The 12,822-nt window shown below is 72.3% G+C and carries 13 protein-coding genes and 1 pseudogene; 7 read left to right on the top strand and 7 right to left on the bottom strand.

Annotation, left to right across the window (positions count from 1 at the left end; all coding sequences use genetic code 11):
- The first annotated feature begins 87 nt into the window (after positions 1 to 87).
- The 4 genes from ACGFZS_RS19645 (at position 88) to ACGFZS_RS19630 (ending at position 4,774) form a co-directional block, all read left to right on the top strand.
- Positions 88 to 1,095, top strand: a complete 1,008-nt coding sequence (locus ACGFZS_RS19645; RefSeq protein WP_393796572.1) for a zinc-binding alcohol dehydrogenase family protein — start codon at positions 88 to 90, stop codon at positions 1,093 to 1,095.
- Positions 1,096 to 1,323: 228 nt separating this feature from the next.
- Positions 1,324 to 2,766, top strand: coding sequence for a family 2B encapsulin nanocompartment shell protein (locus ACGFZS_RS19640; RefSeq protein WP_393796166.1), 1,443 nt, complete (start codon positions 1,324 to 1,326; stop codon positions 2,764 to 2,766).
- Between the two features lie 17 nt (positions 2,767 to 2,783).
- Positions 2,784 to 3,836, top strand: coding sequence for a family 2 encapsulin nanocompartment cargo protein terpene cyclase (locus ACGFZS_RS19635; protein ID WP_393796165.1), 1,053 nt, complete (start codon positions 2,784 to 2,786; stop codon positions 3,834 to 3,836).
- A 50-nt stretch (positions 3,837 to 3,886) separates the two neighbouring features.
- Positions 3,887 to 4,774 (top strand): geranyl diphosphate 2-C-methyltransferase, encoded by an 888-nt coding sequence (locus tag ACGFZS_RS19630; RefSeq protein ID WP_355720201.1) that lies wholly within the window; start codon positions 3,887 to 3,889, stop codon positions 4,772 to 4,774.
- A 57-nt stretch (positions 4,775 to 4,831) separates the two neighbouring features.
- Here the strand turns inward: ACGFZS_RS19630 and ACGFZS_RS19625 are convergent, their stop codons facing one another.
- Together ACGFZS_RS19625 and ACGFZS_RS19620 are read right to left on the bottom strand one after the other, a co-directional pair.
- The gene (locus ACGFZS_RS19625; RefSeq protein ID WP_393796164.1) at positions 4,832 to 5,314 is read right to left on the bottom strand and encodes a VOC family protein; all 483 of its coding nucleotides are present in this window, start codon (positions 5,312 to 5,314) and stop codon (positions 4,832 to 4,834) included.
- Between the two features lie 111 nt (positions 5,315 to 5,425).
- Positions 5,426 to 5,785 carry a helix-turn-helix domain-containing protein gene (locus ACGFZS_RS19620; protein ID WP_393796163.1) on the bottom strand — a complete coding sequence of 120 codons (360 nt, stop codon included), beginning with the start codon at positions 5,783 to 5,785 and terminating at the stop codon, positions 5,426 to 5,428.
- 56 nt (positions 5,786 to 5,841) lie between these two features.
- Here ACGFZS_RS19620 and ACGFZS_RS19615 point away from each other — a divergent pair, with 56 nt between their 5' ends.
- Together ACGFZS_RS19615 and ACGFZS_RS19610 are read left to right on the top strand one after the other, a co-directional pair.
- Entirely contained in the window at positions 5,842 to 6,663 is an 822-nt protein-coding gene (locus ACGFZS_RS19615; RefSeq protein WP_393796162.1) for a class I SAM-dependent methyltransferase, read from the top strand.
- Between the two features lie 181 nt (positions 6,664 to 6,844).
- Complete coding sequence (locus tag ACGFZS_RS19610) at positions 6,845 to 7,732, top strand: RNA polymerase sigma factor SigF (protein WP_365690842.1); 888 nt, start codon at positions 6,845 to 6,847, stop codon at positions 7,730 to 7,732.
- 83 nt (positions 7,733 to 7,815) lie between these two features.
- On the opposite strand, the gene ACGFZS_RS19605 is transcribed toward ACGFZS_RS19610, so the two are convergent.
- From ACGFZS_RS19605 to ACGFZS_RS19595, 3 genes and pseudogenes are all read right to left on the bottom strand, one after another.
- Entirely contained in the window at positions 7,816 to 8,268 is a 453-nt protein-coding gene (locus ACGFZS_RS19605; RefSeq protein ID WP_393796161.1) for an ATP-binding protein, read from the bottom strand.
- A 167-nt stretch (positions 8,269 to 8,435) separates the two neighbouring features.
- On the bottom strand, positions 8,436 to 8,594 hold the full coding sequence (locus tag ACGFZS_RS19600; protein ID WP_393796571.1) for a pentapeptide repeat-containing protein: 159 nt from the start codon (positions 8,592 to 8,594) through the stop codon (positions 8,436 to 8,438).
- A gap of 44 nt (positions 8,595 to 8,638) precedes the next feature.
- Positions 8,639 to 9,865: pseudogene (locus ACGFZS_RS19595) on the bottom strand (DUF6777 domain-containing protein); the annotation flags it as partial.
- A 155-nt stretch (positions 9,866 to 10,020) separates the two neighbouring features.
- Between ACGFZS_RS19595 and ACGFZS_RS19590 the strand changes: the two are divergent.
- A complete protein-coding gene (locus ACGFZS_RS19590) occupies positions 10,021 to 11,310 on the top strand; it encodes a streptophobe family protein (protein WP_393796160.1) in 1,290 nt (429 codons plus the stop codon).
- On the opposite strand, the gene ACGFZS_RS19585 is transcribed toward ACGFZS_RS19590, so the two are convergent.
- Together ACGFZS_RS19585 and ACGFZS_RS19580 are read right to left on the bottom strand one after the other, a co-directional pair.
- A complete protein-coding gene (locus ACGFZS_RS19585; protein WP_393796159.1) occupies positions 11,307 to 12,269 on the bottom strand; it encodes a serine/threonine-protein kinase in 963 nt (320 codons plus the stop codon). The two genes, ACGFZS_RS19590 and ACGFZS_RS19585, sit on opposite strands and share 4 nt — an antisense overlap.
- A complete protein-coding gene (locus ACGFZS_RS19580) occupies positions 12,269 to 12,817 on the bottom strand; it encodes a hypothetical protein (RefSeq protein ID WP_393796158.1) in 549 nt (182 codons plus the stop codon). Before ACGFZS_RS19580 ends, ACGFZS_RS19585 begins: the two co-directional genes overlap by 1 nt.
- Between the last annotated feature and the right edge of the window lie 5 nt (positions 12,818 to 12,822).

Here is a 12,822-nt window from a genome sequence, read left to right as displayed (position 1 = left end):
CGCCCGCGCGCCGAACGCCGGACTCCGGCGGACACTGGGGAGGGGACCGGCGGCCTTCGGCGGACGGGGCGCGAGATGGCGGACACGATGCGGGCGTGGTCGGTGGTGCGGCCCGGGATGGTCGAGGCGGATCTGCTCCGCCTCGTCGAGCGTCCGGTGCCGGTGCCCGGGGCGGACGAGCTGCTGGTCCGGGTGCGGGCCTGCGGGGTGTGCCGCACCGACCTGCATGTCACGGAGGGTGATCTGCCCGTACACCGGGCCGGGGTGACCCCGGGGCACGAGGTGGTGGGCGAGGTCGCGGGCGCGGGCGGGGCGGTCACCGGCTTCGCGGTCGGCGACCGGGTCGGGGTGGCCTGGCTGCGGCGCACCGACGGGACGTGCGGGTACTGCCTGCGGGACGCCGAGAACCTGTGCCCGCACTCCGAGTACACCGGCTGGGACGCCGACGGCGGATACGCCGAGTACACGACGGTCCCGGCCGGCTTCGCCTATCGCCTGCCCGGCGGCCTCGACGACCCGGCGCTCGCCCCGCTGCTCTGCGCCGGGATCATCGGGTACCGCGCGCTGCGCCGGGCCTCGCTCCCGCCGGGCGGGCGGCTCGGGCTCTACGGCTTCGGGGGCAGCGCCCATCTGTGCGCGCAGGTGGCGCTCGCGGAGGGCGCGCGGGTCCATGTGCTGACCCGGGGTGCCGAGGCCCGGCGGCTCGCCCTGGAACTGGGCGCGGACTCGGCGCGGGACGCCTACGAGGTGCCGCCCGAGCCGCTGGACAGCGCGATCCTGTTCGCGCCGGTCGGGGATCTGGTCCCGGTCGCGCTGCGCGCCCTCGACCGGGGCGGGGTGCTGGCGGTGGCGGGCATCCACCTCAGCGATGTCCCCCCATTGAATTACGAACGCGAACTGTTTTACGAACGTGAGCTGCGGAGTGTCACCTCGAACACCCGTGCCGACGGGTGGGAGTTCCTGGCGCTCGCCGAGCGGTACGACCTCCGTGCGACCACCCACGCCTACCCGCTCTCGGAGGCCCCGAAGGCCCTGCGGGACCTCAAGGAGGGCCGCTTCGACGGGGCCGCAGTGCTGGTGAACGACCTTTCCTGAGTCCAACCCCGCGCCCGCCCGGGCACGAGAGCGAGCCACCGGCGCGCGATCTGGCGACGCGCCCCTTTCCGCATCGGACCACGGGTTTGCGCAACTCGGGCAAAGATCCGCCCCGTTCGCGCCGTACCCGGAGATCACCGGGGCTGTTTGGCTTGTCGGTGCGCATCACCACCTCGCACCCCACCGACCTTCCGGGTCACCGTCGTTCACCTCGTAGCTGGAGGGAAAGTGTCCACACCGGACAGCGTCATCGGTTCCGCCGTCGACGAGCCCGAGCCGGATCCCACCACCGACCGGCAGCTCACCAGTCTGAGCACCCGGGCGGCACGTCAGCTCGCCACGACCACCAAGTCCGAACCGCAGATGCAGGCCATCACCTCACGATGGCTGCTCAAGACACTGCCGTGGGTGGACGTCAAGGGCGGCACCTACCGGGTGAACCGGCGCCTCCAACTGCGCACCGGGCGCGGCCGGGTGAGCTTCGAGCAGAACGGCGGGAACGACATCCGGGTCATCCCGCAGACCCTCACCGAACTGCCCATCCTGCGCGGCTACGACGACCTGGACGCGCTCACCGAGATCGCCGGCCGCTTCCGGGCCCGTGAAGTGCGGGCCGGCCAGGTGCTGTTCGAGGCGGGCCAGCCGGTCACCGAGACCTACCTGGTGGTGCACGGCCGGTTCACCCGGTACGCGGCCGGCAAGTACGGCGAGGAGGAGGTCGTCGGCGTCATCACCGACGGCGACCAGATGGGCGACGAGGCGGTCGGCCAGACCGACCCGCTGTGGCTGACCTCGGTCCGGGCGGAGACCCCGGGCGTGGTGCTGGCCCTGCCCTGGTCGGTCGTCGAGGAGGTCATCGACCGGGTCCCCTCGCTGGGCGCCCACCTCCAGGCGTACGTGGACCGGCAGCGGCTGCCGATGAACCGCAAGGGCGAGGCCGAGGTCCCGGTGCAGGCCGGCCACAGCGGCGAACCGACCCTGCGCGGCGGCTTCGTGGACTACGAACTGGCGCCGCGCGAGTACGAGTTGTCCATCACCCAGACCGTGCTGCGGGTGCACACCCGGGTCGCCGACCTCTACAACCACCCGATGGACCAGACCCAGCAGCAGCTGCGCCTCACGGTCGAGGAGATCCGCGAGCGCCAGGAGTGGGAGCTGGTCAACAACCGCGAGTTCGGGCTGCTGCACAACATCGACTACGGGCAGCGGATCAGCTCCTTCACCGGACCGCCGACCCCGGACGACATGGACGAGCTGATCTCCATGCGCCGCAAGACCAAGGTGCTGCTGGCCCATCCCAAGGCGATCGCGGCCTTCTTCCGGCAGTGCAACCGGCGCGGCCTGGTGCCCATTACGGCGAACGTGGACGGGCACGAGATCCCCGCCTGGCGCGGGGTCCCGATCTACCCGTGCGGCAAGATCCCGATCAGCGACGACCACACCAGCAGCATCATCGCGCTGCGCACCGGCGAGGGCGACCAGGGCGTCGTCGGCCTCCACCAGACCGGTATCCCGGAGGAGTTCCAGCCCGGCCTCAACGTCCGCTTCATGGGCATCAACGAGCAGGCCGTCATCAACTACCTGGTCACCGCCTACTACTCGCTCGCCATCCTGGTCCCCGACGCGGCCGGGATCCTGGAGAACGTCCAGCTCGGCCGCACCGCCGACTGACGGCCTGGAGCACATCCATGACCACGACCACCACCTCCTACGTCCTGCCCGGGCCGCCGAACATCGCGGAGCGCCTGCGCCCGGCCCGGCGCACCGGTGCGGTCCCCGGACTGCACTACCGGCCGGCCGTGCCCGCCGACCCCGAGAAGGCCGCCGAGCTGGACCGCCGGCTCGAGGCCTGGGCCCGGGAACTCGACCTGTTCCCCGATGCCTGGACGGGGGACTTCTCGGACTTCCAGTTCGGCCGGGCCGTCGTCCTGCAGCATCCGGGCGGGCTCGACCTGGACCGGCTCACCGCCGCCGGCAAGCTGCTGCTCGCCGAGAACATCGTGGACTCCTGCTACTGCGAGGAGGACGAGGGGCGGGGCGGCTCGCGGCGCGGGCTCGGCGGCCCGCTGATCATCGCCCAGTCGGCGCTCGACCCCTACCACGGCATCCCGGAGATCGAGGAGGAGTGGCGCGAGGGCATCGCGGCCGACGGTCCACTGCGCTCCTACCACTTCGCGCTCTCGGACTTCGCCGAGTTCGCCACGCCGAGCCAGACCGACCGGTTCGTGCACGACATGGCCCGGCTGCACCTCGGCTATCTCGGCGAGGCGGCCTGGATGGAGACCGGGTACACGCCGCGGGTCTGGGAGTACCTGGTGATGCGGCAGTACAACAACTTCCGGCCCTGTCTGTCGATCGTCGACGCGGTGGACGGCTACGAACTGCCCGAGCAGCTCTACGCCCGCCCGGAGATCCAGCGGATCACGGCCCTGGCCTGCAACGCCACCACGATCGTCAACGACCTGTACTCCTTCACCAAGGAGCTGGCCAGCGACCCGGACCACCTCAACCTGCCCCAGGTGGTGGCGGCCAACGACCGGCAGGGGCTGAAGGCGGCCTATCTGAAGTCCGTCGACATCCACAACCGGATCATGGCGGCCTTCGAGGAGGAGTCGGCCGCCCTGTCCGCCGGCTCCCCGCTCGTCGCGCGTTACGCCGAGAGCCTGGCCGCCTGGGTCGCCGGCAATCACGAGTGGCACGCCACCAACACCAACCGCTACCACCTGCCGGACTACTGGTAGCCCCTCAGCCACATCCGAAACACCGTCAGAAACACGTCGAGGAGAACCTGTTGACCACCGCCCCTGTCGCCCGGAAGAAGACCACCACGTCAGCCCCGGTGCCGACCCAGTCCAGGTACCAGAACCGCGTCGCGGACTACTGGAATGCCGAGGAGAACCCGGTCAACCTCGAACTCGGAAAGATCGACGACCTGTACCACCACCACTACGGCATCGGCGAGGCCGACTGGTCGGTGCTCGACGAGACCGACCCCGAGCTGCGCAAGGAGCGCGTCACCGGCGAACTGCACCGGCTGGAGCACGCCCAGGCCGAACTGCTGGCCGGTCACCTCGGCCCGCTGACCCCGGCCGACCGGGTCTTCGACGCCGGCTGCGGCCGGGGCGGCGGCAGCATCGTGGCGAACCTGCGCTACGGCTGCCAGGCCGACGGGGTCACCATCTCAGCCAAGCAGCACGAGTTCGCCAACGACATGGCCCGCAAGCGGGAGGTCGGCGACAAGGTCCGCTACCACCACCGGAACATGCTGGACACCGGCTTCGAGACGGGCGCGTACGCGGCCTCGTGGAACAACGAGTCCACGATGTACGTCGAGTTGGAGCTGCTGTTCGCCGAGCACGCCCGGCTGCTGCGCCGGGGCGGCCGCTACGTCACGATCACCGGCTGCTACAACGACACCTACGGCCGGGCCTCGCGCGAGGTGTCCCTGATCAACGCGCACTACATCTGCGACATCCACCCGCGCTCGGAGTACTTCCGGGCGATGGCGAAGAACCGGCTGGTGCCGGTCCATGTGGAGGACCTCACCCAGGCCACCATCCCCTACTGGGAGCTGCGCAAGCAGGCCGAGCACCTGGTGACCGGCATCGAGGACGCGTTCCTCACCGCCTACAAGAACGGCAGCTTCCAGTACCTGCTGATCGTGGCCGACCGGGTCTGACCCGGCGGGGTCCGCGCGCGGGGCGGTGTCCGGACACCGCCCCGCGTCCGTGTGCGGTCACTCGCCCGCGTACGCCTTCTTCAGCGCGGCGATGTCGAGCTTGCCCATGGCGTACATCGCCCGGGTGGTACGCGCCGCCTTCTCCGGGTCGGCGTCGCCGATCATCTCGATCAGGCCGTCGGGGATGACCTGCCAGGACAGGCCGTACCGGTCCTTGAGCCAGCCGCAGGGGCCGGGTTCGCCGCCGTTCTCGGTGAGCTTGGCCCAGTAGTGGTCGACCTCCTCCTGCCCGTCGCAGTAGATCTGGAAGGAGATCGCCTCGCTGAACTTGAACTGCGGGCCGCCGTTGATGGCGACGAACTTCTGCCCGTTGGCCGTGAAGTCGACGGCCAGCACGGAACCCGGCTCGCCCGGTCCGGCCTCGCTGTACCGGCCGACCTTCCCGACGCTGGAGTTCTTGAAGATCGACACGTAGTAGTGGGCGGCCTCCTCGGCCTGGCCGTCGAACCAGAGACACGTGGTGAATCCGTCGGTGGTCATGGGCACCTCCTGGAGCGGGGAACGCGGTCATGTGTACCGACCGCCGCGCGGCCGGAAACTCATCGGTGGCCCGCCTACGATCCCGGCCATGACCACGTCGCTGAACCGCCGTCAGGCGGCCAGGCACAGTCCGTTGCAGGGCCTCGGCACGGGGCGGGCGGCGGCGGTCCTGCGGGCGAACTCGGTCTGGACCCGGGACAGCAGACTTCCCAGGTCGAGGCCGAGGGCGTGGGCGGCGGCCGCGAGGACCTCCGAGGAGGCCTCCTTGCGGCCCCGCTCGACCTCCGACAGATACGGCAGGGAGATCCGGGCGGTGTCGGCGACGTCCTTGAGGGTGCGTTCCTGGGTCAGTCGTTCGCGCCGCAGGACGTCTCCGACCAGGTCGCGCCAGAGCGGCTCCCTGGGGTCGGCGGGCGGCTCCTGCGGACGCAGCGGAAGGACGGGGGCGTGGTTCGGCGGTTGGCTGCTCACCCCGTCAGCCTAAAAGCAGTGGCCCACGCGGGAGGGAGATCGGCATTCTCCCCCGCATGGAAGCGCATGAGTCCAGCGGAGCACGGCAGCACCTGCGGGTCACCTTCGACGAGGACGCCGAACTGTACGAGCGGGCGCGGCCCCGCTATCCCCCTTCCCTCGTGGCGGAGCTGGGCCGGGTCACCGGCGCCGCACCGGGAGTCCGCGTCCTGGAGATCGCCCCGGGCACCGGCCAGCTGACCGTCGACCTGGCCGGGTCCGGCTGTGCGGTGACCGCCGTGGAGATGGGCCCGTCGATGGCCGCGGTCGCCCGCCGGCGCCTCGCGGGGTTCCCGGAGGTGGAGGTCGTCACCGCCGCCTTCGAGGAGTGGGAGCCGCCACCGGAGCCGTTCGACGCGGTGGTGTGCGCGACCGCGTTCCACTGGATCGACCCGGCGCTCCGGGTCACGAAGCCGGCCCGGGTGCTGCGCCCCGGCGGGCTGCTCGGCGTCGTCACCACCCACCATGTGGCGGGCGGCACCGAGGACTTCTTCGCCGACGTCCAGGAGTGCTACGAACGATGGGATCCGGCCACACCGCCCGGGCTGCGCCCGTCCCCCGAGTCCGCCGTCGCGACCGACACGGCCGAGTTCACCGGCTCCCCGTACTTCACGGACGTCACGGTGCACGGCCACGCCCAGGAGATCACCTACCGCACCGGCGCCTACCTGGACGTCCTGCTCACCTACTCGAACCACCGCGCTCTCCCCGAGCCCGCCCGCGACGCCCTGCTCGCCGACATCCGGGAGCTCATCGACTCCCGCTACGACGGAGTCGTCACCAAGCGCTACTGGCACGAGCTGATCACGGCCGTTCGCGTCGGGGAGACCGGCGGGTGAGCCGCTGATTTTCCGCCACGCGTGCGGACGGGACGCATGCGTGGCGTCACCCCGGGTACCCGACCGTCAAGCACGCATGGGATGTCCGGTTCCGGGTACCCGACCCAGGGGCGAAACCCTGGACAGGGCCGGAACGACAGGCCGAAGAGGCAGCCGCCGAACCGTGACTTGGGAGAGGGAAATGGATACCGCCGGGATCCGGTCGGAAGCAGTGGTCACCGCGCACACCGCGGAAGAGCTGACAGCGGAGGGAGCCCTGCCCGGAATCGAGGACCCGAAGTCCGTGGCCCCGCGCGACGCGCGGGAGTTGTCCCGGCAGTTCTTCCGCCGGCTCGCCGAGGTGGAGGAAGGAACCCCGGAGTACCAGTACGCCCGGAACACGCTCATCGAGATGAACATGTCGCTGGTGCGGTTCGCGGCCGGACGGTTCCGCAACCGGGGCGATGACATGGAGGACATCGTCCAGACCGGGATGATCGGCCTGATCAAGGCCATCGACCGGTTCGAGCTGTCGCGCGAGGTCGAGTTCACCTCCTTCGCGCTCCCGTACATCGTGGGCGAGATCAAGCGGTTCTTCCGGGACACCACCTGGGCGGTGCACGTGCCGCGCCGGCTCCAGGAGCTGCGTGTCGAGCTGGCCAAGGCCCGCGAGGAGCTGTCCAGCCGGCTGGACCGGGAACCGAGCGTCGTCGAACTGGCCACGCTGATGAACCTCTCCGAGGACGAGGTGGTCGAGGGCCAGCTGGCGTCCAACGGCTACAACTCCTCCTCCCTGGACGCGGCCCTGACCGGCGACGGCCCCGAGGACGGCGAGTCCGTGCTCGCCGACTTCATCGGCGTCGAGGAGGAGGGCCTGCGGCTCGTCGAGGACTTCCAGTCGCTGGCCCCGCTCATGGCCGAACTCAGCGAACGCGACCGGGAGATCATCCATCTGCGGTTCGTGGAGGAAGCCACCCAGGCGGAGATCGGCGAGCGCCTCGGCTGCTCCCAGATGCATGTCTCCCGGCTGATCAAGCGGATCATCACACGCCTGCGTCAGGGGATGCTGGGCGAACTCGGCTGCGCCTGACGGCAGGACTCCGGGCGCTGCCCCACACCGGCGCGTGGGGCGGCGCCCGTGGTGTCCGCGAGGGTCGGTGAAGAGGAAAGCGGTCAGTGCGGGAAGCGCACCAGGGCCTGCACCCGCTTGCCGACCGGCACCCGCTCGGCGCTGACCTCGGCGGCCAGGGCGTGCACGATCTCCAGGCCGTGCCGGCCGACCCGCTCGGGGTCCCGGGGGAAGCGGCGGGGCAGCGCGGCGCTGCTGTCGTACACGGAGACCAGGACCGCGCTGTCCGTGCCCTCCAGTTCGAGGATGTACGGGCCGTTGCTGTGCCGGTCGGCGTTGGTGACCAGCTCGCTCACCACGAGGAGCAGCTCGCCGTCGGCCCGGGGGTCGATCGCGGCGCACCACTCGGTCCTGAGCTGCTCCAGGAAGCGGGCCGCGAAATCCCGCGCCTCCGCTATGCAGCCGGGTTCGCCCGTGTAGTGCGCCGCCCGCCGCAGCGGCTCCACGGGTACGTCGAAGCCAGTCGGTATCACTGCCCCGCCCAGGTGTTCGGTCATGCGTGTCTCTCTCGGAGGCCGGTACGGCCGGTCGCTGTTGCATCCATGCTCGTACCCCGAGTGCGGTCGGGCAGTCCCGGGAGATGTTCGCCGATCGCGCACAAGAACGTCGCGCTTCTCACACCGGCGGGGACGCGGGGGCCGAGCCGGGCGGGACCGCCGGGGATTCAGGGGCGGCGGAGGACACCCCGGACTCCGGACCGGGCGACGCGGGGGACGGCGGCCCCTCGGAGCGCGGCACCTCGGAGGGCAGCACCCCGGAAGGGAGCACCTCTGAGGGCAGCACCTCGGAGGGTGGCACCTCGGACTTCGGAGACTCCGGGGATTTCGGGGACTCCGGCGACCTCAGCGACTCCGGTGATTTCGACCCCGGCCCCGGCTCGGTCGCCGGCGATTCGGACCCCGGGGACTCGGTCTTCGGGGACTCGGTCTTGGGCGACTCAGTCTTGGGCGATTCGGTCTTCGGCGACGCCGACGAAGGACCCTGCGACGAAGGCGGCTCGGAGGACGGCGACTGGGACGAGGGCGCCTTCGAGGACGGCCGTGGTGAGGACGGGGCGTGCGAGTTCGCCGACGGGGGTTTCGAGGACGGCGAGTGCGACGAGGGGGACGACGAGCCGGTGCCGGGGCTCGACGGCCGCGAGGGGCCGGTGGGGGCCGGCGGGTACATGGGGTTCGGGTCGGCCGGAGGCCTGGTGCGGTGGTCCTGGTGCCCGGTGTGGTCGCCCCGGTGGCGGCCGAACCAGTCGTCGTGCCGGTGGTCGAAGATGACGAAGACGTTGACGACCCGCGCGGCGGGTGCGACGACGACCACGTTCCCGGGCCGGTACGCGGACCAGGCGGCGCCGATGGTCCGGGGGGCGGTCCGCTGGGCGACCGGCGGGGTCAGCGGGTTGCCGCAGGCGCACCGCACCCGGGGCACGCCGTGTCCGTCGACCATGACGGCGGTACCGGCCTGGAGGACCGACTGGTAGGTCGTCGCACCGCCGTCGCGGTAGCCGTGGGCGGTGACCCGGGTGTCCGCGCGCAGCTGCACGGGGGTGAGCGAGCGCAGGTAGGCGGGGACACCGGAGGGCTGGACGCCGACCTGCGAGGCGAACGCCTTGTTGCGCGGCGGCGAGGCCTGGAAGTACTTGATCTGCTGCTCTACGTCGCAGCTGCCGCTGTTCTGGGTGCCGCTGTACAGGCCGGGCGCCGCGCCGCTCACCCCGCGCACCTCGTTCACCGGCGTCCCCGAGACCACCGGCGCGGCCGGGGCGGGGGACTCCGAGGTCGCGGAGCCCTTCACCGTGGTGGACTCGGTGAACGGGTCCTGGCCGGCGCTGTTGGCGGCCTGGAGGAAGACCTCGCCGCGCTTGCCGGTGCCGCTGCCCGCATGGGTGAGGACCACGGCGAGGACGGCGGCGACCACCACGGCGGTGGTGAGCATGGCGATCCGGGGCGCGGACCGCCACCACGGCTGGTGCGGCCGTCCGTCCTCGCCGCCTGGGCCGGTGGGAGGCTGCGAGGGGGGTCCGGCCGGTGGTCCTGAGGGCCCGGACAGCGGGCCGGAGGGAGGCCCCGTGGGGCGGCCGGATGACGGCGGTTGGACGCTCACGCGCTCATCTCCCCGCTGCGATAAACGGCATTTACAGAAAATGCCTCATTTGATGCACAACGAGCCCAATGTGCGCCGGTCCCGTACCGTCCGCAAGCGGACGCGGACGGCTCACCCGGCGGGCGGGGTGTCCGGCCGTTGCCTAGCGTGACAGCGTGAGCCCCCGAATCGCCTCCGAGCGGCCGGTGACCGCGCCGTCCGCCCGTCCCGTGGCCCGGCACGGCTGGCCACTGGCCCTGGCCGTGGTCCTGGCCGCGACGGTCGCCATGGCAGCGGTGGCCGCCGGGGGGCTGTGGGCGGCGGGCGCGACGGACCTGCCGAAGGGCGCGTTCGGGCCGGTGGTGCTCGCGACCGTGGTGACGGCGGTCGGCGGCACGGTCGAGCTGTCGGGGAACGCGGGGGAACTGGCCCGGACGAACGCCGGGCTGACCGCCGTACCCCTGTCGGTGACGCTGGTCGGGGCGCTCGTGGTGGCCGGGGGCTTCCTGCGGCCGCTGCGGCATCGGGCGGTGGCCGGTGCCCGGGAGCTGGCCGGGTGGGCGGCCCGGCTGGCGGTGCTGTGGCTGCTCGCGCTGATCGGCCTCGCTCTCGGCGCCCGGCACACCTTCACGGTGAACGTGGGCACCGGCGTCCTCGGTGACGTCACCGACCTCCTCGACGCCTCGCCGAAGGTGGGTTTCACCACGGATGTGCCGCTGACCGTCGGGTTCGGGCTGCTGTGGCTGGCCGGGATCCTGCTGCTGGCGCTGCTGGTGTCGCGCGGGGCGCCGCTGCCCGGGCTGCTGCTGCGCTTCCAGGCGTCGGTGCGCCCGGCGGCGTACGCGATGGTCGTGCTCGTCCTGGCGTACGTGGCGCTGGCACTGGTGATCGCCCTGGTCACGATGGTGACGCGCGGGCAGGCCAGGGAGACCCTCGCGCTGATCCTGCTCGGGCTGCCCAACCTGGCGTGGCTGGCCCTGACCGTGGGTCTCGGCGCGACCTGGGACGGCAGGGTCGACGGGCCGTTCGGTCTGCCGGTGCCGAAGGTGCTCGCGGAGGTGCTGCGCACCCCCGACGTCTCCACCCTGAGCGTGCGCACCCTGGCGGCCCACGACGGCAGGGCGTGGTGGCTGGTCGGGGTGGCCGCGGTGCTGCTGCTGGCGGCCGCCCTCGTGATGGTGGTGCGCTCCCCCGCCCGCATCCGCCCCTGGCAGCACGCGGTGCATCTGGCGGTCGCCCTCGCGCTGACCATGCTGACGCTCTGCCTGACCGTGCGGGTCTCCGCCCACTACGGCCTCTCGCTGTTCGGCCTCGGCGACCTGGGCGGCGGCCTGTCGGGTGAGGTGCTGCTGCGACCGCACCTGTGGTCGGCGGTGGGGCTGGGCGCGCTCTGGGGCCTGGTCGCCGGGTTCCTGGGCGCGCCGGCGGCCCGCCGGGTGCGCCGGCGGGGCGAGGTGGCCGCCTAGCGGACCCGCAGGACGGGTGTGGCCCAGGACGGCGGGCGGGGGACCGGCCGCCGCTCCCCCGGCGTGTCGGCCTGCGTGGCGGCGGGGGTGACGGCCGGCCTGGCGGCGCGCAGGGCGGTGACGAAGGCGAGGCAGGAGTCGTAGCGGTCGTCGGGGGACTTGGCGAGGGCCTTCGCGAGGACCTGGTCCACGGCCGGGCCGAGGTCGGGGCGGCCCGGGGTGAGCGCGGGCGGCTCGTCGTACTGGTGGGCCCAGAGCACGGCCATGTCGTCGTCGCGGACGAAGGGCGGACGGCCCGTCAGGGTCTCGTGGACGACACAGGCGAGGCCGTACTCGTCGCAGCGGCCGTCCACCGGGCGGCCCGCGATCTGCTCGGGTGCCACGTAGTCGAGGGTGCCGACCAGCTGGCCGACGGAGGTGAGGCCGGTCAGGGACAGGGATTTCTTCGTGAGGCCGAAGTCGGTGAGGTAGACGTGCTCGGGGTGGTCGCTGTCGGGGCCCCGGGCGACCAGGATGTTGCCGGGCTTGACGTCCCGGTGGACCAGGCCGTGGTCGTGGGCCGCGTCCAGCGCGGACGCCACCTGGGCGGCGATCCGCACGGCCGCAGAGAACGGCAGCGGGCCCTTGCGGTCCAGGAGTTGACGCAGGTCGCAGCCGTCGACGCAGCGCATGGCGATGTACAGGACACCGTCGCACTCACCGGCCTCGTAGACCGGCACGATGTGCGGGTGGTCGATGGCGGCGGCCGCCCGGGACTCGTGGATGAAGCGCCGGCGGAAGGTGTCGTCGCGGACGAGTTCGGGGGTGAGCAGCTTCAGTGCCACCGTGCGGTCCAGGCGCGGGTCGTGGGCGCGGTACACGACGGCCATGCCGCCGCGGCCGAGCCGGCTCCCGATCCGATAGCCGGCGATCTCCTGGCCGGCCAGGTCGGTGAGCGCCTGCGCGCCGCCGCCGGTCATCAGCGCTCTCCGTCGGGGGTGACCACCCGGGTCGGGCAGTGGCCGGGGCCGTCGGTGTCCGGCTCGGCCTGGTCGGTGACGTACGTGGTCAGCCGTCGTCCGTCGCCGTACAGCCAGCGGCCCTCGGCGGGGTCGTACAGCCACACGGACTCCCCGTCGACCACCACGCCGATGCGCAGCCCGTGCGTGCGGTCCCGGAAGGACTCGCCGTCGAGGGCGCCGCCCGCCAGCTCCTGGACGGCGGCGTTGTAGTCGGCCAGGGCCCGTTCGGCGCGGGCCAGCAGCGGACGCGGGTCGGTGGCCTCGGTGGACGGGCCGCCGGTGAGGGGCGGGTCGTGGGGTACGGCGACGAGGTAGCGGCCGTCGACCCAGGCGGCCCAGCCGTTGGCGCAGCCGATGTGCGCCCAGTCCCCGCGCCGCTCGACCAGTTGCACCGGCAGCAGCGGGTCGAGGGGCACCGTGGGCCGGGCGGGGTCGGGGGCCTCCCAGGCGGGCATGCCGTCGGCGGGGACGACGTGGGTGGGCCGGAATCCTGGCGTCGTCGTCATCGCCT

Origin of the sequence: Streptomyces sp. NPDC048288 (assembly GCF_043201555.1) — a bacterium.
Taxonomy (GTDB): Bacteria; Actinomycetota; Actinomycetes; order Streptomycetales; family Streptomycetaceae; genus Streptomyces.
The sequence above is the reverse complement of the archived record's forward strand: the minus strand, read 5'-3'. Positions and strand labels throughout refer to the sequence as shown.

What these genes read in the sequence shown, in the direction of transcription:
- ACGFZS_RS19645 (WP_393796572.1), top strand. Translation starts at nt 88, where the DNA reads ATGCGGGCGTGGTCGGTGGTGCGGCCCGGGATGGTCGAGGCGGATCTG.
- ACGFZS_RS19580 (WP_393796158.1), bottom strand. Translation starts at nt 12,817, where the DNA reads ATGACGACGACGCCAGGATTCCGGCCCACCCACGTCGTCCCCGCCGAC.
- ACGFZS_RS19585 (WP_393796159.1), bottom strand. Translation starts at nt 12,269, where the DNA reads ATGACCGGCGGCGGCGCGCAGGCGCTCACCGACCTGGCCGGCCAGGAG.
- ACGFZS_RS19625 (WP_393796164.1), bottom strand. Translation starts at nt 5,314, where the DNA reads ATGACCACCGACGGATTCACCACGTGTCTCTGGTTCGACGGCCAGGCC.
- ACGFZS_RS19605 (WP_393796161.1), bottom strand. Translation starts at nt 8,268, where the DNA reads ATGACCGAACACCTGGGCGGGGCAGTGATACCGACTGGCTTCGACGTA.
- ACGFZS_RS19610 (WP_365690842.1), top strand. Translation starts at nt 6,845, where the DNA reads ATGGATACCGCCGGGATCCGGTCGGAAGCAGTGGTCACCGCGCACACC.
- ACGFZS_RS19615 (WP_393796162.1), top strand. Translation starts at nt 5,842, where the DNA reads ATGGAAGCGCATGAGTCCAGCGGAGCACGGCAGCACCTGCGGGTCACC.
- ACGFZS_RS19635 (WP_393796165.1), top strand. Translation starts at nt 2,784, where the DNA reads ATGACCACGACCACCACCTCCTACGTCCTGCCCGGGCCGCCGAACATC.